Annotated in this window: 28 protein-coding genes; 17 read left to right on the plus strand and 11 right to left on the minus strand. The window is 72.3% G+C overall.

What is annotated here, in order from left to right; all coding sequences use genetic code 11:
- Nucleotides 1-16: 16 nt before the first annotated feature.
- Nucleotides 17-811 carry an undecaprenyl-diphosphate phosphatase gene (locus C6N40_RS06745; protein WP_106990252.1) on the minus strand — a complete coding sequence of 265 codons (795 nt, stop codon included), beginning with the start codon at nucleotides 809-811 and terminating at the stop codon, nucleotides 17-19.
- A gap of 297 nt (nucleotides 812-1108) precedes the next feature.
- Here C6N40_RS06745 and glnA point away from each other — a divergent pair, with 297 nt between their 5' ends.
- Together glnA and C6N40_RS06755 are read left to right on the plus strand one after the other, a co-directional pair.
- The gene (glnA, locus tag C6N40_RS06750) at nucleotides 1109-2518 is read left to right on the plus strand and encodes a type I glutamate--ammonia ligase (RefSeq protein ID WP_106990253.1); all 1410 of its coding nucleotides are present in this window, start codon (nucleotides 1109-1111) and stop codon (nucleotides 2516-2518) included.
- Between the two features lie 135 nt (nucleotides 2519-2653).
- Complete coding sequence (locus C6N40_RS06755) at nucleotides 2654-3997, plus strand: hypothetical protein (protein WP_106990254.1); 1344 nt, start codon at nucleotides 2654-2656, stop codon at nucleotides 3995-3997.
- 9 nt (nucleotides 3998-4006) lie between these two features.
- Here the strand turns inward: C6N40_RS06755 and C6N40_RS06760 are convergent, their stop codons facing one another.
- Nucleotides 4007-4303, minus strand: coding sequence for a hypothetical protein (locus C6N40_RS06760; RefSeq protein ID WP_106990255.1), 297 nt, complete (start codon nucleotides 4301-4303; stop codon nucleotides 4007-4009).
- Between C6N40_RS06760 and C6N40_RS06765 the strand changes: the two genes are divergently transcribed.
- The 9 genes from C6N40_RS06765 (at nucleotide 4302) to C6N40_RS06805 (ending at nucleotide 12444) form a co-directional block, all read left to right on the plus strand.
- Nucleotides 4302-4967, plus strand: a complete 666-nt coding sequence (locus C6N40_RS06765; RefSeq protein WP_106990256.1) for a CPBP family intramembrane glutamic endopeptidase — start codon at nucleotides 4302-4304, stop codon at nucleotides 4965-4967. The two genes, C6N40_RS06760 and C6N40_RS06765, sit on opposite strands and share 2 nt — an antisense overlap.
- Nucleotides 4968-5008: 41 nt before the next feature.
- The gene (locus C6N40_RS06770; RefSeq protein WP_106990257.1) at nucleotides 5009-5380 is read left to right on the plus strand and encodes a cupin domain-containing protein; all 372 of its coding nucleotides are present in this window, start codon (nucleotides 5009-5011) and stop codon (nucleotides 5378-5380) included.
- Nucleotides 5373-6434 carry a two-component system sensor histidine kinase NtrB gene (locus C6N40_RS06775; RefSeq protein WP_106990258.1) on the plus strand — a complete coding sequence of 354 codons (1062 nt, stop codon included), beginning with the start codon at nucleotides 5373-5375 and terminating at the stop codon, nucleotides 6432-6434. The genes C6N40_RS06770 and C6N40_RS06775 overlap by 8 nt, the downstream gene beginning before the upstream one ends.
- Before the next feature lie 97 nt (nucleotides 6435-6531).
- On the plus strand, nucleotides 6532-7368 hold the full coding sequence (locus C6N40_RS06780; RefSeq protein WP_106990259.1) for a TrmB family transcriptional regulator: 837 nt from the start codon (nucleotides 6532-6534) through the stop codon (nucleotides 7366-7368).
- The gene (locus C6N40_RS06785) at nucleotides 7365-8489 is read left to right on the plus strand and encodes a Gfo/Idh/MocA family protein (protein WP_106990260.1); all 1125 of its coding nucleotides are present in this window, start codon (nucleotides 7365-7367) and stop codon (nucleotides 8487-8489) included. The genes C6N40_RS06780 and C6N40_RS06785 overlap by 4 nt, the downstream gene beginning before the upstream one ends.
- Before the next feature lie 40 nt (nucleotides 8490-8529).
- A complete protein-coding gene (locus C6N40_RS06790; RefSeq protein WP_162782123.1) occupies nucleotides 8530-9762 on the plus strand; it encodes a retropepsin-like aspartic protease in 1233 nt (410 codons plus the stop codon).
- Nucleotides 9763-9839: 77 nt separating this feature from the next.
- A complete protein-coding gene (ntrC, locus tag C6N40_RS06795; protein WP_106990262.1) occupies nucleotides 9840-11267 on the plus strand; it encodes a nitrogen regulation protein NR(I) in 1428 nt (475 codons plus the stop codon).
- A gap of 62 nt (nucleotides 11268-11329) precedes the next feature.
- A complete protein-coding gene (locus C6N40_RS06800; protein ID WP_106990263.1) occupies nucleotides 11330-11980 on the plus strand; it encodes a superoxide dismutase family protein in 651 nt (216 codons plus the stop codon).
- Nucleotides 11977-12444, plus strand: a complete 468-nt coding sequence (locus C6N40_RS06805; protein ID WP_240183469.1) for a GNAT family N-acetyltransferase — start codon at nucleotides 11977-11979, stop codon at nucleotides 12442-12444. Before C6N40_RS06800 ends, C6N40_RS06805 begins: the two co-directional genes overlap by 4 nt.
- Before the next feature lie 4 nt (nucleotides 12445-12448).
- On the opposite strand, the gene C6N40_RS06810 is transcribed toward C6N40_RS06805, so the two are convergent.
- The 3 genes from C6N40_RS06810 to C6N40_RS06820 all read right to left on the minus strand — a co-directional run bounded on the left by C6N40_RS06810 (nucleotide 12449) and on the right by C6N40_RS06820 (nucleotide 16678).
- Nucleotides 12449-13474 (minus strand): CDP-glycerol glycerophosphotransferase family protein, encoded by a 1026-nt coding sequence (locus tag C6N40_RS06810; RefSeq protein ID WP_106990264.1) that lies wholly within the window; start codon nucleotides 13472-13474, stop codon nucleotides 12449-12451.
- A gap of 49 nt (nucleotides 13475-13523) precedes the next feature.
- Nucleotides 13524-15740 carry a patatin-like phospholipase family protein gene (locus tag C6N40_RS06815; RefSeq protein WP_106990265.1) on the minus strand — a complete coding sequence of 739 codons (2217 nt, stop codon included), beginning with the start codon at nucleotides 15738-15740 and terminating at the stop codon, nucleotides 13524-13526.
- A 62-nt stretch (nucleotides 15741-15802) separates the two neighbouring features.
- Entirely contained in the window at nucleotides 15803-16678 is an 876-nt protein-coding gene (locus C6N40_RS06820) for a hypothetical protein (RefSeq protein WP_106990266.1), read from the minus strand.
- A gap of 60 nt (nucleotides 16679-16738) precedes the next feature.
- Between C6N40_RS06820 and C6N40_RS06825 the strand changes: the two genes are divergently transcribed.
- Nucleotides 16739-18016: an acetyl-CoA C-acetyltransferase gene (locus C6N40_RS06825; RefSeq protein WP_106990267.1), complete on the plus strand. Its 1278-nt coding sequence runs from the start codon at nucleotides 16739-16741 to the stop codon at nucleotides 18014-18016.
- 58 nt (nucleotides 18017-18074) lie between these two features.
- Here the strand turns inward: C6N40_RS06825 and C6N40_RS06830 are convergent, their stop codons facing one another.
- The 3 genes from C6N40_RS06830 to C6N40_RS06840 are packed head-to-tail and all read right to left on the minus strand — an operon-like array spanning nucleotide 18075 to nucleotide 21142.
- Nucleotides 18075-19322: a heme biosynthesis protein HemY gene (locus C6N40_RS06830; RefSeq protein ID WP_106990268.1), complete on the minus strand. Its 1248-nt coding sequence runs from the start codon at nucleotides 19320-19322 to the stop codon at nucleotides 18075-18077.
- Nucleotides 19319-20332: a uroporphyrinogen-III C-methyltransferase gene (locus tag C6N40_RS06835; RefSeq protein WP_106990269.1), complete on the minus strand. Its 1014-nt coding sequence runs from the start codon at nucleotides 20330-20332 to the stop codon at nucleotides 19319-19321. Before C6N40_RS06835 ends, C6N40_RS06830 begins: the two co-directional genes overlap by 4 nt.
- A gap of 33 nt (nucleotides 20333-20365) precedes the next feature.
- Entirely contained in the window at nucleotides 20366-21142 is a 777-nt protein-coding gene (locus tag C6N40_RS06840; protein WP_106990270.1) for a uroporphyrinogen-III synthase, read from the minus strand.
- A gap of 38 nt (nucleotides 21143-21180) precedes the next feature.
- Here C6N40_RS06840 and C6N40_RS06845 point away from each other — a divergent pair, with 38 nt between their 5' ends.
- From C6N40_RS06845 to C6N40_RS06865, 5 genes are all read left to right on the plus strand, one after another.
- Complete coding sequence (locus C6N40_RS06845; protein WP_106990271.1) at nucleotides 21181-21630, plus strand: YiiD C-terminal domain-containing protein; 450 nt, start codon at nucleotides 21181-21183, stop codon at nucleotides 21628-21630.
- Between the two features lie 32 nt (nucleotides 21631-21662).
- Nucleotides 21663-22082 (plus strand): hypothetical protein, encoded by a 420-nt coding sequence (locus tag C6N40_RS06850; RefSeq protein WP_106990272.1) that lies wholly within the window; start codon nucleotides 21663-21665, stop codon nucleotides 22080-22082.
- A 66-nt stretch (nucleotides 22083-22148) separates the two neighbouring features.
- Entirely contained in the window at nucleotides 22149-22580 is a 432-nt protein-coding gene (locus C6N40_RS06855) for a rhodanese-like domain-containing protein (RefSeq protein WP_106990273.1), read from the plus strand.
- Between the two features lie 91 nt (nucleotides 22581-22671).
- Nucleotides 22672-23172 (plus strand): protein-export chaperone SecB, encoded by a 501-nt coding sequence (gene secB / locus C6N40_RS06860; RefSeq protein WP_106990274.1) that lies wholly within the window; start codon nucleotides 22672-22674, stop codon nucleotides 23170-23172.
- A gap of 16 nt (nucleotides 23173-23188) precedes the next feature.
- On the plus strand, nucleotides 23189-24211 hold the full coding sequence (locus tag C6N40_RS06865) for an NAD(P)H-dependent glycerol-3-phosphate dehydrogenase (RefSeq protein ID WP_106990275.1): 1023 nt from the start codon (nucleotides 23189-23191) through the stop codon (nucleotides 24209-24211).
- An 85-nt stretch (nucleotides 24212-24296) separates the two neighbouring features.
- Here the strand turns inward: C6N40_RS06865 and C6N40_RS06870 are convergent, their stop codons facing one another.
- From C6N40_RS06870 to C6N40_RS06880, 3 genes are all read right to left on the minus strand, one after another.
- Nucleotides 24297-24845, minus strand: a complete 549-nt coding sequence (locus C6N40_RS06870; RefSeq protein WP_106990276.1) for a diffusible signal factor-reguated Ax21 faimly protein — start codon at nucleotides 24843-24845, stop codon at nucleotides 24297-24299.
- A gap of 116 nt (nucleotides 24846-24961) precedes the next feature.
- Entirely contained in the window at nucleotides 24962-25435 is a 474-nt protein-coding gene (locus tag C6N40_RS06875) for a tRNA (cytidine(34)-2'-O)-methyltransferase (protein ID WP_106990277.1), read from the minus strand.
- A gap of 45 nt (nucleotides 25436-25480) precedes the next feature.
- Nucleotides 25481-25708 carry a hypothetical protein gene (locus C6N40_RS06880; RefSeq protein WP_106990278.1) on the minus strand — a complete coding sequence of 76 codons (228 nt, stop codon included), beginning with the start codon at nucleotides 25706-25708 and terminating at the stop codon, nucleotides 25481-25483.
- Nucleotides 25709-25776: the final 68 nt, after the last annotated feature.

Raw genomic sequence — 25776 nt, forward strand, 5'->3', positions numbered from 1 at the left:
CGCGCCGGCCGCGGCCTCAGCCGCCGGCCGGCATACCCAGCAGCAGCGCCGCGCCCAGGCCGATGCGGTACCAGGCGAAGGGCGTGAAGCGGTGGCTGGCGATGTAGCCCAGCAGCCAGCGCACGGTGGCGAAACCCGTCACCGTCGCGGCCGCGAAGGCCACCGCCAGGCCGGCCCAATCCTCGTCGCCGGCCCCGCCCTCGAGCACGGTCTCGAGCAGGGCATAGCCGCTGGCCGCGAACATGGTGGGGATGCCCACCAGGAACACGAACTCGGCCGCCTTGGGCTTGCGGTTCAGGCCCAGCAGCATGGCCATGAAGATGGCCGCGGCCGAGCGCGAGGTGCCGGGGAAGACCCCGGCCAGCACCTGGGCCAGGCCCACGGCGATGGCGATCTTCCAGGTGACGGACTCGCTGGGCGGGCCGCGTTCGCCCAGGCGTTCGGCCACCAGCATCCAGGCGCCGCCGATCACCAGGGCCCAGGCCACCGGCGTCACGGTCTCGGGCAGTTCCCAGCCCAGCAGGCGCACCGGCAGGCCGACCACGGCGGTCACCAGGAAGGCGACGGCGATCTTGAGCAGGTAGTCGCGTTCGGCGGCCGCGCCCCAGCCGGTGGCCAGCTGCCACAGGCGCTCGCGGTAGACCAGGGTGATGGCGAGGATGGCGCCGGCCTGGATGCTGATGTTGAACAGGTCCGAGCGCTGGCCGAGCCAGTGCTGGGCGATCAGCAGGTGGCCGGTGCTGGAGATCGGCAGGAACTCGGTCAGGCCCTCGATGATGCCGAGCAGCAGGGCGGTGAACAGGTCGGTCACGGCGGTCCGTCGCGGGGAGTGGTCGGGAAGCATAGCCGGGCCGGCGCCGGGCCTGCTTGGGTGGGCTTGCGGGAGGGCCCGGGGTCGGAGGTAATTTGCCCAGGCAAATTACCTCCGACCCCAATCGGAGAAGTCACACCTTGTTGGTGCGAAACGGATATACAGCGCACCAAGTTAGTGCGAAGCAGCTGGCCCCGGCGCCCCGCCAGTCAATGGAATCAAACACTTGCGCAACACCGGGCCTTGGCACGCCGCTTGCAACCATCCAGACAGCCCAAACCCGCCGGAGCCCCCGCCATGCCCTACAGCCACATCGAAAAACTCATCAAGGACCACGCCATCGAGTTCGTGGACCTGCGCTTCGCCGACATCCGCGGCGTGCATCACCACGTCACCTACCCGGTGTCGATCATGGAGCCGGCGCTGTTCGAGGACGGCAAGATGTTCGACGGCAGCTCGATCGCCGGCTGGAAGGGCATCAACGAGTCCGACATGGTGCTGCTGCCCGACCCGGACACCGCGGTGATCGATCCGTTCACCGCCGACCCCACCCTGATCCTGGTCTGCGACGTGCTCGACCCGGCCACCATGCAGGGCTACGCGCGCTGCCCGCGCGGCATCGCCAGGCGCGCCGAGGCGTTCCTCAAGGCCAGCGGCATCGCCGACCAGGCCTTCTTCGGCCCCGAGCCCGAGTTCTTCATCTTCGACTCCGTGCGCTGGGCCAACGAGCAGGGCAACACCTTCTTCGAGATCGAATCCGAGGAAGCGCACTGGAACACCAAGAAGAAGTACGAAGGCGGCAACTCCGGCTATCGCCCGGGCCTGAAGGGCGGCTATTTCCCGGTGGCCCCGACCGACCAGCTGCACGACATCCGCGCCGAGATGTGCAAGCTGCTCGATGCCGCCGGCATCGAGGTCGAGGTGCACCACCACGAGGTGGCCAACGCCGGCCAGTGCGAGATCGGCGCCAAGTTCAACACGCTGGTGAAGAAGGCCGACGAGCTGTTCACGCTCAAGTACATCGTCAAGAACGTCGCCCACCGCAACGGCAAGACCGCCACCTTCATGCCCAAGCCGCTGGTCGGCGACAACGGCAGCGGCATGCACGTGCACCAGTCGCTGGCCAAGGGCGGCGTCAACCTGTTCAGCGGCGACGGCTACGGCGGCCTGAGCCAGGTGGCGCTGTGGTACATCGGCGGCATCTTCAAGCATGCGCGCGCCATCAACGCCTTCTCCAACGCGGGCACCAACAGCTACAAGCGCCTGGTGCCGGGCTTCGAAGCGCCGGTGATGCTGGCCTACTCGGCCTCCAACCGCTCGGCGAGCTGCCGCATCCCCTACGTGTCGAACCCGAAGGCGCGCCGCATCGAAATGCGCTTCCCGGACCCGATCCAGTCGGGCTACCTGACCTTCACCGCGCTGATGATGGCCGGCCTGGACGGCATCCGGAACAAGATCGACCCGGGTGCGCCGAGCGACAAGGACCTCTACGACCTGCCGCCGGAGGAAGAGAAGAACATCCCGACCGTCTGCCACTCGCTCGACCAGGCCCTCGAGGCGCTGGACAAGGACCGCGAGTTCCTCAAGGCCGGCGGCGTGATGAGCGACGACTTCATCGACGCCTACATCGCCCTGAAGATGCAGGAAGTGACCAAGTTCCGCGCGGCCACGCACCCACTCGAGTACCAGATGTACTACCAGGTCTGAGCACCCGATCGCGTCGCGCGGCAAGCCAGCGGCCCGGGGAAACCCGGGCCGCTTTCTTTTCGCGGCTGACCCGATCCGGAACCGATTGCGTTTTACCGGTTAATGTCGCCCCGACACTCCGGACGGAAATCCTCGATGGCCAAGCGGTTCCGCAAGTCCCTGTTCGCCGTGCTGGCGCTGCTCGTCGCCTACGTGCTCACCGTGCAGGTGCTGCGCGCGATCGCCTTCGGCGATCAGGAGCGCGCGGCGCTCGCGCTGATGGAGCCGGTGCCGCCGCCGCCGCCGGGCAGCAGCGGTTTCAAGTACCTTGGCCTGCACCAGTTCGAGATACCGGTCGACGAGCTCGACGCCGCGCTGGCGCGCGACCTCGCGGCCTACCGCGAATGGCATGCCGGCGCCGCCGACCGGATGGCCCTGTCCGGCGAATCCACCGCCACCTGGCGTTCGCCGCTGCTCGACGAGTACCCGGCCCGCGCGCCGGTGGACCTGCCCGACGCCAGCTGCGGCCTGCGCGAACCCGACTGCATGGCGAAGCTGCGCGGCCACGAGCCTGCCGTGCGCGAGTGGCTGCAGTCCGAAGCCGTGCGCCTCGACTTCGCCCGGCGCGCACTCGCCTCCGACCATCTCGCCAATCCCTACCCGCTGGCCGCCGATACGCCGCTGGCGGGCTTCCAGGCCCTGCGCCTGCCGCTCAACGCCGTCGCGCTGCAGGCGCTCGACGGCGACCTGCCGGGCGCGCTCGACGGCGCCTGCGGCCTGCTCGCCGATCTTCGCCGCCACTTCGCGCACGACAGCATGCTGATCGACAAGATGGTGTTGGGTGCATTAACCGACGGTGCCGCCGGGCTCGTGCTGGCGATCCGCCGCGCCGATCCGGCCGCGCCGATGCCGGCGTCCTGCGCGCAGGCCCTGGCGCCGGTCGTGGCCGAACAGTACCTGGCCTGCGGCGCCTTCAGGCATGAGTTCGGCATGGTGGCCGAACTCTCGCGCCAGCTCGACGGCCGCGGCCGCGAGGGCATCCATCCCAAGCAGCTGGTGCTGCGCTGGACCCTGAGCAGCGAGCGCCTGTTGCGCGCCTGGAGCGCCAGCCACTTCGCGCCGATGTGCAGCGACGAGGGCAAGGCCGCCATCCTCGCCGGCGAGGTGCCCAAATCCGTTGGGCCGAGGCCGGACTACGTCTCGGTCGACTTCTGGGCCGCGCCCATCAGCCGCATCCTCGCCGACATCGCCGCGCCGGCCTACGACCAGTACCAGGAACGCCTGCTCGACCATGCCGCCACGCTGCGCCTGCACCAGGCCGCGATCGCCGCGCTTGCGGGCGAACTGGCCGTGGACGCGGTGCCGCAGGCCGCCGCCTCGCCCGGCTACGACATCCGGATCGAGGACGGCCACTGGGTGATGCCGCTGCGCCGCCAGCCCGGCACGGCCAGCCCCGACATCCGCATCGCCATCCCCGGGGAAGCCGCCCCGGCGCCCTGAGCCCGGGCTTCAGCCGCCCGGCGCCAGGCCCAGGTAGGCGCGGAACATCCGGGCCTGCTCGTCGACGAAGCGCTCGAGGCCGAGCGCCGGCGGCACGCGGCCCAGCATCACCGCGGTCTGGATCGTCTGCAGCGTGGTGAACAGGCCCAGCGACAGTGCCAGGCGCGGGTCGGGGTGCCGGATCTCGTCGGCGCGTTCCGACAGCCACTCGTGCATGGCGCCCATCACCTCGGCGGCGCGCGCCTCCTGCGGGCCGGGGTCGGGCGTCGGCCAGGAACCCGCGAAGTTTTTCCAGCTGCTGCGCATGCACGCGCTCGAGCACCAGCGGCAGTTGATCGTCGCCACCGTCTTCCTGCTTGCCTGGCTGGGCCTGCCCCGGCTGGGCCTGTCCCTGGCCGGCCCGGTGGCCGTGGCCCTGGCGGCCGTGGCCGCCGTGGTCTGCGTCCGCCGCGGCGGCGAAGGCTGGGCCGCGCTGGGCCTGGCCGCGCCGGCACGCCCGCTGCGCCTGCTCTGGGTCGGCCCGGCCTACGCCGTGATCGGCTACCTCGCCGCCATCGCCGCCACCCTGCTGGCCACCCAGCTGCTGGGCTGGGCGCCAATGCAGTCGGGCAAGGTGGGCGCGGTGCAGGGCAACCTGCCGGCCCTGCTGGGCATGCTGGCCATCGCCTGGACCACGGCGGCGCTCGGCGAGGAGCTGTTGTTCCGCGGCTTCCTGCAGGGCCGCCTGCAGGCGCTGCTGGCCGGCCGCCGCGGCGCCGGCCTGCTGGCCGCGCTGGCGCAGGGCCTGGTGTTCGGCCTGGCGCACGCCTACCAGGGCGCCACCGGCATCCTGGTCACCGGCGTGCTCGGCCTGGTGTTCGGCCTGCTCTACCTGCGCTCGAAGTCGCTCTGGCCGCTGGTGATCGCCCATGGCCTGATCGACACGCTGAGCCTGGTGGCCCTGTACGCGGGCAAGCTGCCGGCGCAGTAAGCAGCCGACCCAAGGGCGGGGCTTTGGCCGATACTGGGGCCATGAAAACGCCCCAGGTCGTCCGTCTGCCCCTGGCCGTCGCGCCGGAAGAATCGCCCATCGCCCCCGAGCGCGTGCTTTCGGGCGCGCCCGTGCAGAGCACCTGGCTCGAGTACGCCGACGAAGCCAGCGGTTTCTACGTCGGCCGCTGGCGCTGCACGCCGGGCAAGTGGCGCATCGCCTACACCGAGCAGGAGTACTGCCTGCTGCTTTCGGGCGTGAGCGTGCTCACCGCCGAGGACGGCAGCGCCACCACGGTGCGCGCCGGCGACGCCTTCGTCATCCCGGCGGGGTTCCGCGGCACCTGGGAGGTGCTGGAAACCACCACCAAGCGTTTCGTCATCCACGAGCCGCCGGCACCGGGCCATGCCTGAGGCGCCGCCGCCGCTGGACCAGCTCGCCACGCCCGTCGCCTGGCTCGATGCCGACGGTCGCGTGCTTGGCTGCAACCCGGCCTTCGCGAGCTGGCTGGGCATCAGCGCGCGCCGGCTGCAGGGCCTGGCGCTGGCCGAGCTCGACGCCGAGGGCGAGCGTCTGGCCGAACTGCTGCCGCGGCTGCGCGGCCCCGGCGAGGCGCTGCACGTGCGGCGCGGCCGGCTGGCCTTCCCGGGCGGCGCCGAACACTTCGCCGAGCTCTGGCTGGCCCGCACCGACGACGGCGGCGTGTGCCTGGAGGCGCATCCGGCCGACGAATTCCCCGGCGAAGACCCGGCCACCGCGCTGCCGGCCGCACTGTCGGCCGCGCTCAAGGGCCTGGCGCACGAGATCCGCAATCCGCTGGCCGGCATGAAGGGCGCAGCCCAGCTGCTGGCGCGTCGCGTCGAGGGCGACGATTCGCGCGAACTGGTCGCGCTGATCGGCAGCGAGGTCGATCGCCTCGCCGCCCTGGTCGATCGCCTGATGAACCCCGCGCCGCCGCGCGCCTTCGAACCGACCAACATCCACGTAGTGCTCGAACGCGTGCGCCAGCTGGCCGAGGCCGAAGCCGGCTGGTCGGTGAAACTGGTGCGAGACTTCGATCCGTCGCTGCCCGAATTCCCGGGCGACGCCGACCGCCTGGTGCAGGCGCTGTGGAACCTGGTGCGCAACGCGCTCGAGTCCGGCGCCACCACCGTGGCCCTGCGCACCCGCGCCGAACACCATGTGCTGATCGGCGACACGCCGCACCGCCTGGTGCTGCGCGTCGAAATCGCCGACGACGGCCGCGGCGTGCCCGAGGACCTGGCCGAGCGCATCTTCCTGCCCCTGGTGTCCGGCCGCGCCGAGGGCAGCGGCCTGGGCCTGTCGCTGGCCCAGCAGGTGGCGCGCGAGCACCGTGGCTCGCTGGGCTACCGCTCGCGCCCGGGGCATACGGTGTTCACCCTGCTGCTGCCGGTGCCCGAGGGCGAGGGCGACGGCCCGGACCAGCCCCCGGCGTCCGGCACCTGAGTCGGCCGGGGTTGCCGCCCGGCCCCGGTACTTGCGGCACGGTTGCAGGCTGGGGGATGGCGATAGACTAGTAGCGTTGAATACTACTAAGTCCTCCATGGCCTCCGAACCCAGCCCCGAACAGACCCTCGCCGCCCTCGGATTCACCGAGCTCGAGACCCGGATCTACGTCGCCCTGCTCAGGCGTTCCCCGCAGACCGGTTATGGCCTGTCCAAGACCCTGGGCAAGGCGCCGGCCAACATCTACCAGGCCCTGGCCGCGCTCTCCCTGAAGGGCGCCGTCCTGCTGGAGGAAGCGGGCGGTAGCCGCAGCGCCAGCGCGGTGGCCCCGGACGAGCTGCTCGCCCGGCTTGGACGGCGCTTCGAGGCCTCCAGGGACGCCGCTGCGGATGCGCTCGCCGGGGTCCACGTGCCCACGTCGCAGAACCGCCTCTTCCAGATCCAGGACCTCGACCAGTTCTACGCCCGCGCCGAGGCGCTGATCGGGCAGGCCAGTGAAACCCTGCTCTTCGATCTGTTCCCCGGGCCGCTGCACCGGCTGCGTGCTTCGCTGGAACGGGCGCACCGGCGTGGCGTGCGCATCGCGGGGCTGGTCTACGAGCCCACGGACGCCGCGTTCCTGACCAGCCTGGCGGCCCGCGCCGCTTTCGCGCTCGAACGCTGGCCGGGCCAGCAGGCGACGATCGTCGCCGACGCCAGCGAGTACGTGCTCGGCCTGGTGGCGCACGACGGCACGCAGCTGCTGCACGGCCTGTGGAGCGACAGCCCCTACCTGTCGTGCATGCAGCACAGCGGCCTCTCGGCCGAGATCGAACTCGGCGCGCTGGCCGCGCGCGGCACAGGCGACGGCTACGCCGGGCCCGGCCTGCTGGCCACGATGCCGCCTGGGCTGCGCCGCCTGACGGGCATCGCGACCGAAGGAGACAACCCATGAACGACACGAACGCTGGCAGGCGCCGATTGCTGGGCGGACTGGCCGCCGCCACCGCATTGCCGTTCGCCGGGATCCCGGCGGCGTCGACGGGGTCGGCAGCCGCGGGCAAGGAGCGCACCCTGTCGAAGGACGCGCGCGTCGGCATTGCCATCGTCGGCCTCGGCGGCTACGGCGCGCTGGCGCTCGAGCGGCTGTCCCAGTCGAAGATCGCGCGCCCGGCGGCCATCGTCAGCCGGTCGCGTGAGAAGGCCCTGCAGGCGGCGGACCGGTACGGGATCCCGGCCGACGCCGTCCATGGCTACGACGACTACGCGCGCATCGCCGGCGACCAGCGCATCGATGCGGTGCACATCTGCCTGCCGGTGGGCCTGCACGCCGAACATGGCCTGCGCGCACTCGCGGCGGGCAAGCACGTGCTGTGCGAGAAGCCGCTGGCGGCCACGGTCGGGGAGGCCGAAAAACTGGCGACGGCCGCCGAACGCGCGGGACGGGTGCTGATGCCCGCCTACCGGGCCTGGTTCTCCGATCCCGTCCAGGATGCGATCGGTCGCATCCGCCAGGGAACGCACGGCCGCCTGGTGTCCATTGATGCCCACAAGGGTTTCCCGATGGCGCTGCCGGCCGGCAACTGGCGCTTCGACCCCGCGCTGGCGGGCGGTGGCTGCCTGCTCGACATCGGCCTCTACAGCCTTCAGCTGCAGCGCTGGTTCGCCGGCGGCCTGCCGCTGGCCGTGCGCGCCGTCGCCCGCCGCGGCGACGACCCGCGGTACGCGCACGTGGAATCGCACATCGCCTGGGTGGCAGAGTTCGCCGGCGGGGTACTGGCCACGGGCTCGGCGAGCTGGCATTACCGCAACCAGAACCGGGTGCGGATCGGCCTGGAGTCCGCCTGGCTGGACATCGACCCTGCCACGCCTGCGATGGGCGAACGCGTGCGCATCGGACTGGATGCGCCGCCCCGGATCGAGGAGCCGCAGTTCCCGCTGCGCGACCAGATCCCGCGCATGTACGACGCCTTCGCCGAGGCCTGCCTGGGCCGCAGCGAGGTTCCGGTGCCCGCGAGCGAAGGCATCGCCGACCTGCGCATGGCCGAGATGGTTTATCGCGCGGCGTTCGGCTGAGCCGCCGCCGCACGGCCCCCCTGCATCGAGGAGCGCACCCATGCCGTACGCACCCAAAGCCCTGCTTTCCTGGCTCATCGTCTGCCTGCTGCCCTGCGCGCCCGCCGCCGCCGCGCCTGCGTCTGCGCCTGCGACGGAAGCGCCAGGGGCCGACGCGCCGGCGGTGGTGCACTTTGTCGACGGCGCACGCGACTCGGGTTGGCTCGGGTTCGAGTTCTTCCGCGACCAGCGCATCTTCCTGCCGGCGCGCGTCAACGGCCGCGACACCGTGCTGCTGCTCGACAGCGGCGCCGAGATGAGCGTGCTCGACAGCGCCTTCGCCGCCTCCCTCGGCCTGGCCGGCACGCGCGACGTGGTGGCCAAGGGCACCGGCGGCACGCAGGAGGCCAGCTTCCTGCCCGCGGTGGACGTCGAACTGGGAAGCCTGCGCCTGCAGGGCATCGCCGCCGCCGCGATCGACCTTTCGGACGTCTCCGCCGCGATCGGGCACCCGCTGCCGCTGGTGCTTGGCAACGAAGTCTTCAGGCAAACGACCATCGAGATCGACTTCCAGGGCCGCCGGATCCGCTTCCTCGATGCCGACGGCTTCCAGGCGCCCGAAGGCTTCCGGAGCCTGGCCGTGTTGGACGGGCCCTCCGGAATCCGGCGGGTGGAAGCCCACCTCGAGGGCGAGGGGCCTTTGCCGTTCGACTTCGACCTCGGCAATGGCAGCCCGCTGCTGCTTTCGGCGGGTCACTGGCAGCAGGACGGTTGGCTGCGCGGGCGGCGTGTCGCGGGCGCCTTCGGTGGCGCCATCGGCGGCATGCGCGAGCAGCAGGTCACGCGCGTGCGGAGCCTGGAGCTCGCCGGATTCGAGCTCAGGGACCTGCCCGCGACCCTGGTGCCGCCGGAGGTCTCCGCGCTTGAGCCCGAACCCGCCGCCGGCAATCTCGGCCTGCCGGTTTTCACGCGCTTCCGCCTGGTCGTCGACTACCCCCGCGACCGGCTGCTGCTGGCGCCGGCCGAGGGCATGCGGGCGCCGTTCGCGCATGACCGCAGCGGCCTGTTCACGCGTCGCGAGGGGGGTGTGCTGGAGGTGGTCTACGTCGTGCCGGGCTCCCCGGCGGCCCAGGCCGGCTGGCGCGCGGGTGAGCGCATCGTGGCGATCGACGGAACGCCCGTGGCCGAGCTGGCCGATGCGGGCGCCTGGCGCCTGGGCGAACCCGGCCGCACGGTCAGCCTGGCTACCGACGACGGGCGCCTGCGACAGCTGGTGCTGGCCGACTACTTCTGACGCGGCGCGCGCACGCCTTCCCGGCGTGCGCCGCGATCGTTTGCACTATGATGGTGCAAGCCTCCGAGGTCCGCCGCATGTCGCTTCCTCCTTCGCAGCCGCCGCGCATCTGGGTCGTCGACGACGACCGCACCGTCCGCTTCGTGCTGGCCCAGGCCCTGCGCGACGCGGGCCACGTCGTGGGCGCCTTCGAAGGCCCGCGCGAGGCGCTGGCCGCGCTCGACGACGGCGAGACGCCCGACCTGGTGTTCACCGACGTGCGCATGCCCGGCGTCGACGGCCTGGCCTTCCTTGATGCGCTCAAGCAGCGCCGGCCCGAGCTGCCGGTGGTGGTGATGTCGGCCTACACCGACGTGGCCAGCACCGCCGGCGCTTTCCGCGGCGGCGCGCAGGAGTTCCTGTCCAAGCCCTTCGACCTCGACGAGGCGGTGGCGCTGGTGGGCCGGATGCTGCCCGCGCCGGCCGAAGCGGGCGCCGGGACGGACGCGCCGAAGACCGTCGGCGACGAGCTGGTCGGCGAGGCGCCGGCGATGCGCGAACTGTTCCGCGCCATCGGTCGCCTGGCGCAGGCGCCGTTGAACGTGCTGGTCACCGGCGAAACCGGCACCGGCAAGGAGCTGGTGGCGCGCGCCCTGCATCGCGAATCGCCGCGCGCACGCAAGCCCTTCGTCGCGCTCAACACCGCCGCCATCCCGGCCGAACTGCTCGAGAGCGAACTGTTCGGCCACGAAGCCGGCGCCTTCACCGGCGCCGCCAGGCGCCACGTCGGCCGCTTCGAGCAGGCCGACGCCGGCACGCTGTTCCTCGACGAGATCGGCGACATGCCGGCCTCGCTGCAGACGCGGCTGCTGCGCGTGCTGGCCGAGGGCGAGTTCTTCCGCGTCGGTGGCCGCGAGCTGATCAGGGTGGACGTGCGCGTCGTCGCCGCCACCCACCAGGACCTGGAGGCGAAGGTGCGCGAGGGCGGCTTCCGCGCCGACCTGCTGCACCGGCTCGACGTGGTGCGCCTGCGGCTGCCGCCGCTGCGCGAGCGCAAGGCCGACATCCCGGCGCTGGCCGCGCGCTTCCTGGCCCAGGCCGCGAAGGAGCTCGGCACGCCGGCCAAGCGCCTGCAGCCGGCCGCGCTCGAGCGCCTGCAGCGGCACGACTGGCCGGGCAACGTGCGCGAGCTCGAGAACCTGTGCTGGCGCCTGGCGGCGCTGGCGCCGGCCGAGACGGTCACCGTGCGCGACCTCTCGGGCGCGCTGCGCGTGGAAACGGCGGCCTCCGCCGGCCAGTGGCAGCGCGAACTGGCCGACGACGTGCGGGCCGCGCTCACCCGCGGCGAGCCCGGCCTGCACGCGCGCCTGCGCGAGGCCTTCGACCAGGTGCTGCTGGAAACCGCGCTCGAACACACGCGGGGCCACCGCCAGCAGGCCGCCGAGGCGCTGGGCCTGGGCCGCAACACGCTCACCCGCAAGCTCGGCGCCGGGCGCCGGCGGCGCAAGCCGGCCGAGACGCCTTGACCACGACTTAAGGCCGGCAGCGATAGGCTGCACGGCCACGCATCCCCTCCCAAGGACATCGAATGAACCTCAAGCCGACCCTGATCGCCGCCGCCCTCGCCCTTGCGCTCACCGCCTGCAGCCCGGCCAATGACGCCGCCGCTCCGGCGGCCAACGAATACGGCGACGGCGCCGCGCCCGCCGCCGAACCCGCCGCGGCCGAGGCCGCCGGCGGCATCGCGCTCGCGGCCCAGGCCCGCGTGGTGCTGCAGGAAGTGCAGGGCAGCGGCGTGAGCGGCGAGCTGGTGTTCAACCCCGACGGTGACGCGCTGCGCCTGACCGGCGAAGTGCGCGGCCTGCCGGCGGGCTCCACGCACGGCTTCCACGTGCACGAAACCGGCGACTGCAGCGCGCCCGACGCCACCAGCGCCGGCGGCCACTTCAACCCGATGGGCGCGCCGCACGGCGACAGCCAGGCCGAAGTGCCGCACCACGCCGGCGACATGCCCAACCTCGTGGCGGGCGACGATGGCGTGGCCCAGGCCGACAAGCGCCTGCCGGGCCTGCGCATCGGCGACGGCAGCGAGCTGGACGTGGTGGGCCGCGCGCTGATCGTGCACGCCCAGGCCGACGACTACGCCACCCAGCCCACCGGCAACGCCGGCGCGCGCATCGCCTGCGGCGTGATCGAGCTGGCCACGCCGGCGCCGGAAGCCGAAGGCCCGGCGCAGTGACCGAAGCCTGGCGCATCCGCCCCGCGGGCGCGGCCGACGTGCCGCGCCTGCGCGACTGGGCGGTGGCGATGGCCCTGGAGACCGAGCACAAGCGGCTCGACCCGGCCACGGTCGAGGCCGGCATCCGCGCCGTGCTCGACGAGCCGCGGCGCGGCGCCTACTTCATCGCCGAACGCGGCGGCGAACCCGCCGGCACCCTGATGCTCACCTACGAGTGGAGCGACTGGCGCAACGGCGACTGGTGGTGGATCCAGAGCGTCTACGTGGCCCCGGCCAGCCGCCGCCAGGGCTGCTACGCGGCGCTGTACCGGCACGTGCACGAAGCGGCGAAGGCGACGCCGCGGGTCTGCGGCCTGCGCCTGTACGTCGAGCACAACAACGCCGGCGCCCAGCGCACCTACGAGTCGCTGGGCATGGTGGACGCGGGCTACCGCATGTACGAGGCGGCGATCCCGCGCGACTGAGGCCTCAGGCCGGGCCCCAGTAGCCGATGCGCCGGCGGATCTTGAGCTTGCGCCACAGGTTCATCGGCTTGGGCCGGCGGTTGCGCGCGCCGGCGGCGATGAAGGCGTCGATCGCGTCGAGCACGCGCTCGCTGCTGCGGCCGTCGTAGTAGGGGTGGATGGCGTCGGCGTAGTCGCGGATCGCCTTCAGCAGTTCAGGCGGCCGCGCCAGCGCGCGCTCGATCGCCGGCTCGAACTGCCCGACCTGGTCGATGTCGATCAGCTGCGGGCCCGGCCGGCGGTTCTTGAAGGTCACCACCGGCTTGCCGGTGAGCAGGAATTCGTTGAGCGCCGACGAGGTGTCCGAGCACATCATGTCGGCCTGCGGGAACAGGTCGAGGATGTTGTCGTCGTCGGCGAAGCGCAGGTGCTCGTTCTCGAGCGCGCGGAACTTCGCCACCGTCTCCGGGTTCATCTTCGGGTGGAAGGTGACGATCCACTTCCAGCGGCCGTCGCGCGAGAGCCGGCGCACTTCCTCGTACAGCGTCTCGGCGGCGCTCCACGACGGCGAGAAGGTCGAGTGGTAGAGGATCACCGGCGTTTCGCGCACCGGCGGCAGCGGGCCGGCGATCGAGCGCAGGAAGGGGTCGAGCTTGGGCCAGCCGGTTTCGGCCACGCTGAAGTGCCCGAGCTTGTCCGACAGCGCCCGGAACTGCGCCGTGTCGCGCGGGCCGGTGGTGCAGTACAGGTCGAAGAAGCCGCGGATGTAGATGTGGCGCGGCTTGCCGGCGTCGAAGCCGTGGAAGGTCTCGACCTTCACGCCGGGGAAGAAATGCGGCACCGCGTTCGAGGAGGTGACCACCGCCTTGGGCTGCCAGGCGCGCACCTCGGCCACGGACAGCAGGCGCTCGCCCTCGACCAGGTCCTCGGCGCCGGGGCCGTCGAAGAACCAGGCCGCCTCGCCGCCACGGGCGCGGATGGCTTCCTGCAGCGGCCGCAGGATGGCCAGGGCGTAACGTTCCGATCCGTAGAGAAGGTACTTGCCGCTCATTCGCGTCCTTGGGGTTGTCCGGCGTGGCGCCGAAAGAATAACAGCCGGCTCAGCGCGGCCGGCCCAGCTCGAGCAGGAAGATGCCCTCGCCGCCCTCGCGCAGGCCGTAGCCGAGCTGCAGCGGGCCGAGCCAGGAGTCGAAGCCGAAATACAGGCTGCCGTGCAGCTCGCCCTCGCCGTCGTCGATGTCCTGGCCGCGGCCCCAGGTGCGCCCGTACTCGAGCGTGCCGCCCAGCAGGGCCGGCCGGCCCAGCACCCGCCCGAGCTCCCAGGTGTAGCCGCCGTAGGCCAGGGCGTAGTTCTCCGCCAGCCGTTCGTTGGGCCGGTAGCCGGCGAAGCGGGTCAGGCCGCCGAGCCGGAACAGGCCGGGCAGGCCGACCGGATCGTCGCTGCTGGCGTGGTAGCGCAGGCCGCCGAAGCCGGAGTGCCGGCCGATCGCGCCGGCACCGACCAGGTCGAAGTTGAACTGCTCGTAGTCGGTGTCGGCCCCGAAGCCGCGGCGCGAGGCCACCACCGACGCCGTCGCCTGCAGGCCCTTGCGGGGCAGGTAGCTCGAGTCGATGCGGTCGTAGGTGAAGGCCAGCTCGACCTCGCCCTGGTCCCAGCCCAGTCCGTCGAAGGCCGGGTCGCCCACGTCCAGGCGGATCTCGCCGCTGTGCCGGCGCAGGCCGAGGGTGGCGGCGCCGAAATTGCCGTACTCGCGCCCAAGCAACAGCTCGAGGCCGTAGTTGGGCACCCGGTAGTTCGCCAGGCGTTCGCCGCCCGCGTCGAACAGGCTGAAGCGCGGGCTTTCGTGGCTGCCCTGGGCGCTCAGGAACCACTCGCCCTTGCGCCCGAGCGGCTGGTAGTAGTCCAGCAGCAGGCTCGGTTCGTCGCCCAGCTGCAGGAGGCCGCGCAGTTCGCCGCCGAGCGGGTTCACCGGCGCGCGCAACACGCCGGCGCGCAGGTTGACGAAGAAGTCGCCCTGGAAATCCGAATACAGGCTCAGTCCGGTTTCCAGGTAGTTCGGGCCGTGCCGGTGCGGCAGCACCGTCACCAGCACGCCCTTGCGGCCCTGGTCTTCGATCAGCTCGTAGGTGACCTGCTCGAGCGTGGCCAGCCCGTGGATTGCCCGCAGGTTGCGCTCGAGCCGGTCGGCGTCGAACGGCTGGCCGGGCGCGATGTCGATGCGGCTGAGCAGGAAGGTGTCGTCGTAGCGGCTGCGGTTGTCCAGGCGGACGAAGTGCACCACCGGCGGGTCGGGCGAGGGCGCGGTGCGCGCCGCCAGGTGCGCCTGGTGCGTCGCGGCGTCCAGCCCGAGCGCCGCCAGCCGCGGCCGCACCGGATCCAGGCCGGACTCGCCGATGCGCAGCGCCTGCTCGAACTTGTCGAAATCGGCCGTGCCCACGTCGGCGCCCAGCGCCGGCCGCACCAGCACGTCGGCCGGCCCGAGCGTGCGCACCTGCGCCTCGGTGCCGCCGACGGTCATGAAGCCGCTGATCTGGTCGATGATCTGCAGCAGCCCGGCCGATTCGTCGAGCTTCGCCAGCGGCGTGCCCACGTCCACGGCGATCACGATGTCGGCGCCCATCGCGCGCACCACGTCCACCGGCAGCTGGTTGGCCAGGCCGCCGTCCACCAGCACGCGCTCGCCCACCACCACCGGCTTGAACACGCCGGGGATCGACAGGCTGGCGCGCATGGCCTGGGCCAGGTTGCCCTCGCCGATCACCACCGCCTGGCCGGTGTTGAGGTCGGTGGCGACGGCGCGGTAGGGAATGGGCAAGCGGTCGAAGTCGGTTTCGAAGCCCACCGGTTGGGTGAGGCGCTCGAGCAGCAGCATGACGCGCTGGCCCGAGAGCACGCCGGCCGGCAGCTTGATGCCGGTGTTGCCGATGCCGGGCTTGGCCGACAGCAGCGCCAGGTCGTCGTCACGCTTGCGGCGGAAGCTGCGCTCGGGGCGGTCGGTGCGGTCGCGGAAGACCGCCGACCAGTCCAGCGTGCGCATCTCGCGCTCGATCGTGTCCGCATCCATGCCCGAGGCGTACAGGCCGCCGACGATCGCGCCCATCGACGTGCCTGCGATGCAGTCCACCGGCACGCGCAGGCGCTCGAGTTCGCGCAGCACCGCCACGTGGGCGAAACCGCGGGCGCCGCCGCCGCCCAGCACCAGGCCGATGCGCGGACGCTCGGGATCGCCGCCGGCGGCGCGGCAGGCCGGCACGTCTTCGGCGGCCACCGGCATGGCCAGGGCCAACACGAGCAGGGTTGAAACGAACAGGCGCATCCGGACAAGCCTCGTCGCCGGCGTCGGGCCGGCCCTGGCCGGAGTCTATCGGTGCGCGGCGTTCATTCGGCGAGAACCGAGCGCGGGTCGCGTCCGGCCGGGCAGTGGTCGAAGGTGACCGGCACGCCGTGGGCTTCGAGCACGGCGGCCAGCTGGCGCTGGCGCATCTGGAAACGCTCGAAGGCGCGCGCAAGGCGCCCGGCGTCGGTGTCGGCGGGGGCGAAGCCACCCTCGGCCCAGGCGTCGATGTCGAGCAGGGCCATGCGCACACCGCCGTTCTCGTACACCGCCAGCGGCTCGGGCGGCGCGTCGAGCCACTGCACCGCGCCGGGCGCGAGCAGCGCGGCTTCGAGCAGCGGCCACATCGGCGCCAGGCCCACGTGCTCGTACTGCATGGCCATCATCGCGGCCAGGTCGTTGAGGGTGAGCAGGCGTGCGTGCTCCACCGGCACGGCGAAGCCCGACTGTGCCAGCAGCGCGGTGTCGGCGCCGGCCATGCCGGTATCGAGCAGCACCTGTTCGAGCCGCTCGCCCACCGGCGCGACGCTGGCGGGGTCGCCGCGCAGCAGCAGCGGCAGCAGCTTGAGCGGGCCGCCGGCGAACTCGGCCGAGGGGCGCATCGATTCCGGCAGGCCGGCGTCGTCGGCGCCGAAACCGACCACGCGGCCGCCGGCGGCGCCGGGGGCGCGCGCAACCAGCCGCTCGAGTTCGGCATGCACCGGCCAGCCCGGGCGCAGCAGTTCCACCGGGTCGAACAGGCCCGCCACCAGGCCCAGGTCCAGGTCGGCCGCCTCGGGCACCAGCTTCGCCAGGTCGCGCGCCACCAGGCCCGCCAGTTCGCCCGCGGTGGCCACGTCCAGCGCGGATTTGCCCGGCGTCGCGCCGGGTGCGAGTTCGAGCGCCAGGGCGGCAAGGACGCTCAGTTCGGGCTTGGACATACGGTGGCGTTCGGTGTCGGGGTATGATCGCCAATCATACCTGCCACGCCGGAGCGCCCGATGTCGCCTTCCCGTCGCGTCGCCATCCTCGGCGGCGTCCGCATCCCCTTCGTACGCAACAACACCGCCTACCACGACGTGGGCAACCTGGGCATGTCGATCAAGGCCCTGGGCGCCCTGGTCGAGAAGTTCGGCCTGCACGGCGAGCAGCTCGGCGAAGTGGCCATGGGCGCGGTGCTCAAGCACAGCAGCGACTGGAACATCGGCCGCGAGGCCACGCTCAGCTCCGGCCTGTCGCCGGCCACGCCGGGCATCACGATGCAGCGCGCCTGCGGCACCTCGCTCGACACCGTGGTCACCGTGGCCAACAAGATCGCGCTCGGCCAGATCGAGGCCGGCATCGGTGGCGGCTCCGACACCACCTCGGACGTGCCGATCGCGGTGAACAAGCGCCTGCGCCGCCGCCTGCTCGACGCCAACATGGCGCGCAGCTTCGGCGCCCGGCTCAAGGCCTTCAAGGGCTTCCGCTTCAAGGAGCTGACGCCCGAATTCCCCGGCGTCGGCGAGCCGCGCACCGGCAAGTCGATGGGCGAGCACTGCGAGATGATGGCCAAGGAATGGGGCATCACCCGCGAGGCCCAGGACCAGCTGGCCTACGAGTCGCACACCAAGGCCGCCATGGCCTACGAGCGCGGGTTCTTCAAGGACCTGGTGGTGCCGTTCCGGGGCGTCGAGCGCGACAACATCCTGCGTCCCGACACCACCATCGAAAAGCTCGCCACGCTCAAGCCCGCCTTCGACAAGACCTCGGGCAAGGGCACGCTGACCGCCGGCAACTCCACCCCGCTCACCGACGGCGCCTCGGCGGCGCTGCTGGCCAGCGAGGAATGGGCCGCGGCGCATGGCCTGGAAGTGCAGGCCTATCTGGTCGATGCCCAGGTGGCGGCGGTCGATTTCGTGCACGGCGAGGGCCTGCTGATGGCGCCGGCCTGGGCCGTGGCGCAGCTGCTCGCGCGCAACAAGCTCAGGCTGCAGGACTTCGACTTCTACGAGATCCACGAAGCCTTCGCCGCGCAGGTGCTGTGCACGCTCAAGGCCTGGGAAGACCCGGTCTTCTGCAAGGAAAAGCTCGGCCTCGACGCGCCGCTGGGCGCGATCGACCGCGAGAAGCTCAACGTCGTCGGCAGTTCGCTGGCCGTCGGCCACCCGTTCGCGGCCACCGGCGCGCGCATCGTCGCCACCGCCGCCAAGCTGCTAAGGGAAAAGGGCTCGGGCCGCGCGCTGATCTCGATCTGCACCGCCGGCGGCATGGGCGTCGCCGCCATCGTCGAGCGCTGACGAAGGCAGGGGTCGGAGGTAATCAGGCTGCGCCTGATTACCTCCGATCCCTCGCATTTCAGGGCGGGAGCAGCGGGATGCCGTGCGCGTTGCGCACTTCCGCCACCGCCTGGTCGGCGATCTGCTCGCGCAGGCTGCGGCCGCCCAGCGCCAGCGGCGGCTCGCCGCGGCCAAGCCGCAGCGCATTGGCGTAGGCGATCTGCGCCTTGCCGGCATCGCCCTGGGCGGTGAACACGTGGCCCAGGCTTTCCCAGGCGTCGGCACCGGCGCCCTGCGCCAGCGCGCGATGCAGGAAATCCTCGGCCTTGCCCCACAGCGCCTGTTCGCGGCACAGGCAGCCCAGCGCGGTCAGCAGCCCCGGGCTGGAGGGATGCTGGGCCAGCCAGCCTTCGGCGCGGCCCAGGCGCTTGCCGTCGCGGCCCGGCGGCAGCCGGCCGTAGAGCGCGGCCAGTGATTCGTCCCAGTTCGCTTCCAGCGCATCGGCGACGGCGTGCGCCCCGGTGTCCTCCAGCCCCAGCGCCGAGGCGCGCAGCGCGAAGGCGCTGGCCACCGGTGCCGAGGTCTTGAGCCGCTCCGCCAGCGCATGCCAGCGCTGCTGGAGTTCGTCGGCGCCCGCGGCCTGCGTCAGCGTGGCTGCGGCGATGCGCACTTCCAGCGCCGCCAGGGCCTCGGCTTCCAGCGCCTGGTCGCGGCGCAGGGTGTTGAGCAGGGACTGGGCCTCGAGCGCACGATCGGTGGCCACCAGGGCCTCGGCGCGCAGCACGCCGGCGCGCGGCGAATTGGCGCCCGGCTGGCTCGCCAGGGCCTCAATCGCTTCGGCGGCCTTGCCCTGGGCGAGCAGGCGTTCGGCCTGGTCGAGCGCGGCGGCGCCGGCGTCGTGCGCCAGCAGCGCGGCGTGGTGGCGAGCCACGGCCTCGGCGTCGCCGCGCGTCGCGGCGGCACGGCGCGCGCCCAGCAGGGCCGGGGTGCGCAGCGCCGGATCGGCGGCGGCCTTGGCCAGCAGCTGTTCGGCACGCTGCCAGCGACCCTGGTGCAGGGCCTCGAGGCCACTGACCAGGCGGTTGCGCGCCAGCCGGTGCGCGTGCCGGCGCCAGGCCCGGAACGGCAGCCGCAGCAGCCACCACAGCGCCCACAGCGCGAACCACAGCAGGCCCCAGGCGAGCACGAAGTAGGCCAGCGTGGTGGTGTAGGTCAGGCCGCGGAAGCGCACCACCACGTCGCCCAGGTCCTGCGAGAACCAGTGCCAGGCCAGCGCGCCGAGCACCGCCAGCGCCAGCCACCACAGCAGGCTGCGGTAGAGGTTCATGGCGCGGCGCGCCCGCGGCGCAGGTCGCGCAGTTGTTGCAGGGCGGCGCCCTGGTCGGGCAGCGGCGGCGCGAGCGAACGGCCGGCCAGCGCCGACAGCCGCTCGCGGCGCTCGCGCAGCAGGGCGTCGTCGGCGTACAGGCGCTGCAGCCACTGGTCGATGCGCACCAGGCTGGCCTGGAAGGCGCCGTCGTCGCGACGCTCGAGCGCGGTGCGGGCCAGGGCCAGCTCCAGCGCCAGGGTGGCTTCGCCGGTGGCGCGGTCGGCCGGGGAAATCAGGTCCTGGCTCGAGCTCGGACGCACCTGCACGACCGCGTCGAGCACCCGCTGCCAGCCGCTGCCGCTTTCGCCGGCGGCCGGGGGCGCGCCGGGGGCGCGGCTGGCCAGGCGCGGCAGGGTGGTTTCGAGCGCGTCGAGCTCGCCGGCGGCCAGGTTGCGCGGGTCCTCGGGCAGGGCGCGCAGTGCCGCCAGCTCCTGGCCGATGGTCTGGCGCAGGCTGATGAACTGCGGGTCGGTCAGCGGCGCCAGCGCCTGCTGGGCCAGTGCGGTGGCGCGGATCGCGCCGGCAGTGTCGCCATCGGCGGCCAGCCGCGCCTGGGCCAGGCCCAGCAGCAGCTCCACTTCGTCCAGGCGCAGGGCTTGGGCGCCTTCCGCGGCCTGGGTCGACAGTTCGCGCAGGTTGTCCTCGAGGATGGCCGCACGCTGGCCCACGCCGAGCACCTCTTCGCGCAGCAGGCTGGTGCGGGCCTGGGTGTCGCCCAGGCGCTGCTCGATGCCCTGCTGGTTGCGGCGCAGCGAGGCGATGGCCTGCTCGGCCTCGAGCAGGCGCGCGTCCAGCGCCTCCGGGCTCAGGTCCGGGCCGGCCTCGGCGGGCGCGCCGCGCTGGTTCCACCACCAGGCGCCGCCGGCGGCAAGCGCCACCAGCACCAGCAGGGCCAGCAGCCAGGCCAGGACGCCGGGGCCGCGGCGGGTCTTGCGGGGATCAGGGGTGTCGTCGTGCTCGGTGTCCACGGGGGGGCATCAACGCGGGAATCGCCGCCAATCCTACCGGAAGCGCCCTCGGGCAACATCGGCGGCCAGTGCGTCGAGCAGGCTGTCGGGCGCCGCGCCCGGGGCGAGCACGATCATCCTGAAACCCAGCTCGGCCAGGTGCGCCGCCAGGCGCGGGCTGCTGGCCACGGCCGCCCGCCCGCGCAGCGCCTCGCGACCGGTCTCGTCCAGCCGCTGCCACAGGCCGTCGAAGGCTTCGGTGCTGGAAACGAGCAGGGCGCTTTCCCGGGGCAGGGTGCGCAGCCGGCGCAGGCGCGCGGCACTCGGATGCACGGCGATGCGCCGGTAGACGTTGGCGCGGTGGATCTGCGCGCCCCGCTGGGCCAGGGTTTCGGCGATCAGGCCGCGCCCGCCCGGCGCCGTCACCAGGCCCACCGCCGACGGCGGCGGCTTGAGTTCGGGCAGGGCCAGCAGCGCTTCGGAATCGGTGCCTTCGGCCGGGAAGATCGCGCCGGGCACGCCCACCCGCTCGAGTGCGGCGGCCGTGCCGGCGCCCAGCGCCAGCCAGCGCTGCCCCGGTGCGGCCGAAAGTGGCAGTTGCCGGCGCGCGAACTGCACCGCCGCCGGGCTGGTGACCACCACCAGCGGACAGGCCAGCGCCACCTGCAGGGCCGGCAGCGAAGGCTGCGGCCGCAGCGCCAGGGTGGAGATCGAAAGCACGCGGGCGCCGCGGCCCGAGGCCGCCCGGCGCACCGGCGCGTGGCTGCCCGAGGGCCGCAGCGAGATGACGTACCATCCGGCCAGCGCTGGCGTGGACGAGCTCTTGTCCATGGCGACAGCTTGGCACAGCCACACGGAAACGGCATCGCATGGACCTGCTCGACCAGCTCAACGCCCACTTCGACGCGATGCCGCCGGTGGCGGCGATGCAGGTGCGCGCCGTGCATTTCGACGGCGAGCGCCTGCGCCTGCGCGCGCCGCTGGCCAGCAACGTCAACGACAAGGCCTGCGCCTTCGGCGGCAGCCTCACCAGCCTGATGACCCTGGCCGGCTGGGGCCTGCTGACCCTGAAGCTGCAGCAGGCCGGCATCCGCGCCGACGTCTACGTGGCCGACAGCCAGGTGCGCTACCTGGCGCCGGTGTACGGCGACCTGGAGGCGGAAGCCTGGCTGGCGCCCGAGGTGGACTGGCCGGCGGTGCTGTCGGCCTGGGCCAGCCGCGGCCGCGCCCGCGCCACGGTGCTGGCGCGCGTGCCCGGCGCCGGCGAGGCCAGCGCGGCCGAGCTCAGCGGCCGATTCGCGGCCCTGCGGCCCGGGTGAGCATCCGGGCGCGGGATGGGCATAATGCGGGCATGAACCGGATCCTGCGCACGCTCGTCCTGTCCTGCCTGGTGCTCGTGCTCGCGGCCTGCGCCGCCGCCGGCGGCCAGCGCAGCCCCCGCGACCAGACGCTCTACCACTACGTCAGCGCGGTGCGCTGGAGCGACTTCGACGCCGCCTACGAGTTCCTCGAGCCTCAGCGCCGCTCCGGCAATCCCCTGACCGACGCCGAGCGCGAGCGCTACCGGCAGTTCCAGGTCTCCGGCTACGAGGTCAAGTCGGCCAGGGAGCCGGCCGACGGCGAGTACGAGCAGGTCGTGGAGATCCGGGTGGTCAACCGCAACACCCAGGTCGAGAAGCTGATCACCGACCGCCAGCGCTGGCGCTGGGACGCCGACGCCAAGCGCTGGTGGCTGGCCAGCGGCCTGCCCGACCTCGACGCGGCGCGCTGACCGGTTTGGCCGGCGGCCCCGCCGGCCCCATAATGGCCGGCCCCCAGCCGTGCCGAACCGTCGCCCATGGATCGCCTGATCGAATTCTTCCAAGCCAACCTGGTGCTGTCGCTGGTGTTCGCCGGCCTCACCGTGGCCCTGGTGTTCACCGAAGTCGCCCGCCTGTTCCGCGGCTTCAAGGGCATCTCGCCCGCGCAGCTCACCGACCTGATCAACCGCGAAAGCGCGCTGGTGATCGACATCCGCGGCCAGGGCGAGTTCGACAAGGGCCACATCATCGGCTCCAGGCACCTGCTGCCGAGCCAGGTCGACCCCGAGGGCAAGCTGCTGGCCAAGGCCAAGGAGTCGCCGGTGGTCGTGGTCTGCGCCGCCGGCATCACCGCTTCGGGCGTGGCCGGCAGGCTGGTCAAGGCCGGCTTCAAGCGCGTGAGCATCCTCGACGGCGGCATCGGCGCCTGGCAGCAGGCCGGCCTGCCGCTGGCCAAGGGCAAGGCCTGAGGCCACCCGTCCGGCGCTTTCGCCCGGCTCCGGCCGGCATGCGATAATCGCCGGTCTTTCCACGATTTCACTCATTTCCCGGAGTTCCACCATGGCCGAGCAGAACAACGGCGCCGTCGCCGCGAACGAGCAGCAGGCGCAGTTCACCATCCAGAAGATCTACGTCAAGGACATCTCCTTCGAGGTGCCGAACGCGCCGCAGGTCTTCAACGAGCCCGGCCAGCCGCAGCTCGAGCTCAACCTCAACCAGAAGGTCGGCCGCGTCGCCGAGAGCCTGTTCGAGGTGGTGCTGGAAGTGACCGTCACCTGCAAGCTGGCCGACAAGACCATCTACCTGGCCGAAGTGCAGCAGGCCGGCCTGTTCCAGCTGGCCGGCTTCGACGAGCGCACCCTGGACATGATGCTCGGCACCTACTGCCCGAACGTGCTGTTCCCGTACGTGCGCCAGACCGTGGGCGACCTGGTCGCTTCCGGTGGCTTCCCGCCGTTCTACCTGCAGCCGATCAATTTCGAGGCCCTGTACGCCGAAGGCCTGCGCCGCCGCGCCGAGCAGGTCCAGGCCAACCAGGCCCCCGGGGCCGGCAACGCCTGATCCGGACCGGCCGCCGATGAACCCGGCCAAGCCGTCGGTCGCCGTGCTCGGGAGTGGTTCCTGGGGCACGGCGCTGGCCAGCCTGGTGGCGCGCAACGGCCACCCGACCACGATCTGGGGGCGCGACGCCGCCCAGATCGCGGCGATCGCCGGCCAGCACGAGAATCCGCGCTACCTGCCGGGCATCCCGCTGCCGGAATCGCTGCGGGCCAGCACCGACATCGCCGCCACCGTGGCCGATGCCGACCTGGTGCTGGTGGTCACGCCCAGCCACGCCTTCACCGAAACCCTGCACGCGCTGGCGTCGCACCGGCGCAAGGGCGCGGGCGTGTCCTGGGCGACCAAGGGCTTCGAACCGGGCTCCGGCCGCTTCCTGCACGAGGTCGCCGGCGAGGCCCTGGGCCCGGACGTGCCGCTGGCCGTGGTCACCGGCCCGTCCTTCGCCAAGGAAGTGGCGATGGGCCTGCCGACCGCCGTCACCGTGCACTCCGATGACGAGGCTTTCGCGCAGGCGGTGGCCGGGTCGCTGCACGGCCCGACCTTCCGCGCCTACACCGGCAACGACATGCTCGGCGCCGAACTCGGCGGCGCGATGAAGAACGTGCTGGCGGTGGCCACCGGCGTCGCCGACGGCATGCAGCTGGGCCTCAACGCGCGCGCCGGCCTGATCACCCGCGGCCTGAACGAAATGCTGCGCCTGAACCTGGCGCTCGGCGGCAAGGCCGAGACCCTGATGGGCCTGGCCGGCCTCGGCGACCTGGTGCTGACCTGCACGGGCGACCTCTCCCGCAACCGCCGCCTGGGCCTCGCGCTCGGACGCGGCCAGTCGATCGCCGAAGCCGTGGCCGCCATCGGCCAGGTGGTCGAGTCGGTGCAGACGGCCGACGAAGTGATGCGCCTGGCCGAACGCCATGGCATCGAACTGCCGATCTCGGCCCTGGTGCGCGAAGTGCTGCACGGCACGATCACGCCGGTCGAAGGCCTGAAGATGCTGCTGGCCCGCGAGCAGAAGCCCGAGTTCCCCGAAGGCCTGTTCTGAGGCGCGGCGCGCCTCCCCATCCCGGCAACCGCAAAAAGAAAGCCCGGCCGAAGCCGGGCTTTCCACGCTTGCCGATCGTGGGGGATCAGAAGCTGGCGCGGACGCCGAACAGGTAGGACTCGCCGCCGTCGGCGAACTCGACCTCGCCCACCAGGCCCCAGGTCTGGTTGAACTTGTACTGGGCGCCGATGGTGCCGCTGAAGTCGCCGTCGAACTCGTCGCCGTCGACGTAGTTGGCCTTGACCAGGCCCTCGAAGTTCTCGGAGAACGAACCACGCAGGCCGACCGAGGCGCGGTAGCCGTCGGCGTCGCCGAGGCCGTCGACGTCCGAGTTCAGGTAGGCGAGCTCGGCGATCAGGTCGGCGTTGTCCGAGATGCCGTGGGCGTAACCGATACCCAGGTCGTAGGAGTCGACGTCGATGCTGGTGTTGTCGATCTCGACGGTGTTGTAGCCGCCGAAGCCGTAGAAGCCGGACTGGCCGAACTCGAACGAGCCGCGCACGCCGAAGCCGTCGGCATCGCCGTCGACGTTGATGTAGTCGGCTTCGACGTAGGTGTAGCTCAGCTTGTCGTCGGCCTGGGCCGACAGCGGCAGCAGGGCGGCCAGGGAGAGGGCAATGAGGGAACGCTTCATATTCTTGTACTTCCGATATTGGGGGAGGTCGCCCCGCAAGACGGGGCTGCTCGCAGTATCCGAATCGAAGCGTAACGAATGATTAACCCGATGCTGATCGAACCTTAACCATGTCTTCAGTCATGGGTGCGCGCGCCGGTGTAACCGAGCTGGCGCCAGGCTTCGAAAACGGCCACGGCGACCGCGTTCGACAGGTTCAGGCTGCGCTGCCCGGGCCGCATGGGCAGCGTGAGCCGCTGCGACTCGGGTACGCCCGCCAGCGCGTCGTCGGGCAGCCCGCGCGTCTCGGGGCCGAACAGCAACGCATCGTTCCGGCGGTAGTCCACCTGGTCGAAGCGCCGGCTCGCGCGCGCGCTGAACGCGAACAGCCGCGGCTGGCCAAGCGCGGCAAGACAGGCATCAAGGCTGGCATGGCAGCGCAGGCTGGCGAACTCGTGGTAGTCCAGGCCGGCGCGGCGCAGGCGCGCATCGTCGAGCGTGAAGCCGAGCGGCTCGACCAGGTGCAGGTGGGCGCCGGTGTTGGCGCACAGCCGGATCACGTTGCCGGTGTTGGGCGGGATCTCTGGCTGGAACAGGATGACGTTGAGCATCGCGGCATTATCGCGGCATCGACGCCGCGCGCCGCGCCGGGATGCTCAGCCCGAGCAGTGCAGGCGGCGCGCCAGCAGGCCGAGGTCGCCCGGCATGCGGGCCAGGCCGCGCGGGCCGGCCTGGCCCGGGCCGGCGCTGCAGGCCAGGCCGGTCGAGACGACGTCCTCGAGCACCTGCGGCAGGCTGGGCGGTTCGTGCAGGGTGGCCACCAGCCCCAGGGCGAGCAGGGGCAAGGCGGCGAGGCTTCGATGCAGGTGCGTGCGGGGGTTCATGGCGGGTTCCGGGCGGGACGGGGACACCCTTCATGCAGCAGGAAGCGTGCCAAGCCCAGGGGCCTTGC

The organism is Arenimonas caeni (assembly GCF_003024235.1).
Taxonomy (GTDB): Bacteria; Pseudomonadota; Gammaproteobacteria; order Xanthomonadales; family Xanthomonadaceae; genus Arenimonas; species Arenimonas caeni.

Coding starts and splice junctions, on each gene's coding strand:
- C6N40_RS06865 (WP_106990275.1), top strand. CDS start 23,189: ATGAACCCGGCCAAGCCGTCGGTCGCCGTGCTCGGGAGTGGTTCCTGG.
- C6N40_RS06815 (WP_106990265.1), bottom strand. CDS start 15,740: ATGCGCCTGTTCGTTTCAACCCTGCTCGTGTTGGCCCTGGCCATGCCG.
- C6N40_RS06875 (WP_106990277.1), bottom strand. CDS start 25,435: ATGCTCAACGTCATCCTGTTCCAGCCAGAGATCCCGCCCAACACCGGC.
- C6N40_RS06800 (WP_106990263.1), top strand. CDS start 11,330: ATGAACCTCAAGCCGACCCTGATCGCCGCCGCCCTCGCCCTTGCGCTC.
- C6N40_RS06810 (WP_106990264.1), bottom strand. CDS start 13,474: ATGAGCGGCAAGTACCTTCTCTACGGATCGGAACGTTACGCCCTGGCC.
- C6N40_RS06825 (WP_106990267.1), top strand. CDS start 16,739: ATGTCGCCTTCCCGTCGCGTCGCCATCCTCGGCGGCGTCCGCATCCCC.
- C6N40_RS06855 (WP_106990273.1), top strand. CDS start 22,149: ATGGATCGCCTGATCGAATTCTTCCAAGCCAACCTGGTGCTGTCGCTG.
- C6N40_RS06775 (WP_106990258.1), top strand. CDS start 5,373: ATGCCTGAGGCGCCGCCGCCGCTGGACCAGCTCGCCACGCCCGTCGCC.
- glnA (WP_106990253.1), top strand. CDS start 1,109: ATGCCCTACAGCCACATCGAAAAACTCATCAAGGACCACGCCATCGAG.
- C6N40_RS06780 (WP_106990259.1), top strand. CDS start 6,532: ATGGCCTCCGAACCCAGCCCCGAACAGACCCTCGCCGCCCTCGGATTC.
- C6N40_RS06870 (WP_106990276.1), bottom strand. CDS start 24,845: ATGAAGCGTTCCCTCATTGCCCTCTCCCTGGCCGCCCTGCTGCCGCTG.
- C6N40_RS06820 (WP_106990266.1), bottom strand. CDS start 16,678: ATGTCCAAGCCCGAACTGAGCGTCCTTGCCGCCCTGGCGCTCGAACTC.
- C6N40_RS06765 (WP_106990256.1), top strand. CDS start 4,302: ATGCACGCGCTCGAGCACCAGCGGCAGTTGATCGTCGCCACCGTCTTC.
- ntrC (WP_106990262.1), top strand. CDS start 9,840: ATGTCGCTTCCTCCTTCGCAGCCGCCGCGCATCTGGGTCGTCGACGAC.
- secB (WP_106990274.1), top strand. CDS start 22,672: ATGGCCGAGCAGAACAACGGCGCCGTCGCCGCGAACGAGCAGCAGGCG.
- C6N40_RS06790 (WP_162782123.1), top strand. CDS start 8,530: ATGCCGTACGCACCCAAAGCCCTGCTTTCCTGGCTCATCGTCTGCCTG.
- C6N40_RS06830 (WP_106990268.1), bottom strand. CDS start 19,322: ATGAACCTCTACCGCAGCCTGCTGTGGTGGCTGGCGCTGGCGGTGCTC.
- C6N40_RS06880 (WP_106990278.1), bottom strand. CDS start 25,708: ATGAACCCCCGCACGCACCTGCATCGAAGCCTCGCCGCCTTGCCCCTG.
- C6N40_RS06755 (WP_106990254.1), top strand. CDS start 2,654: ATGGCCAAGCGGTTCCGCAAGTCCCTGTTCGCCGTGCTGGCGCTGCTC.
- C6N40_RS06850 (WP_106990272.1), top strand. CDS start 21,663: ATGAACCGGATCCTGCGCACGCTCGTCCTGTCCTGCCTGGTGCTCGTG.
- C6N40_RS06770 (WP_106990257.1), top strand. CDS start 5,009: ATGAAAACGCCCCAGGTCGTCCGTCTGCCCCTGGCCGTCGCGCCGGAA.
- C6N40_RS06760 (WP_106990255.1), bottom strand. CDS start 4,303: ATGCGCAGCAGCTGGAAAAACTTCGCGGGTTCCTGGCCGACGCCCGAC.
- C6N40_RS06785 (WP_106990260.1), top strand. CDS start 7,365: ATGAACGACACGAACGCTGGCAGGCGCCGATTGCTGGGCGGACTGGCC.
- C6N40_RS06845 (WP_106990271.1), top strand. CDS start 21,181: ATGGACCTGCTCGACCAGCTCAACGCCCACTTCGACGCGATGCCGCCG.
- C6N40_RS06840 (WP_106990270.1), bottom strand. CDS start 21,142: ATGGACAAGAGCTCGTCCACGCCAGCGCTGGCCGGATGGTACGTCATC.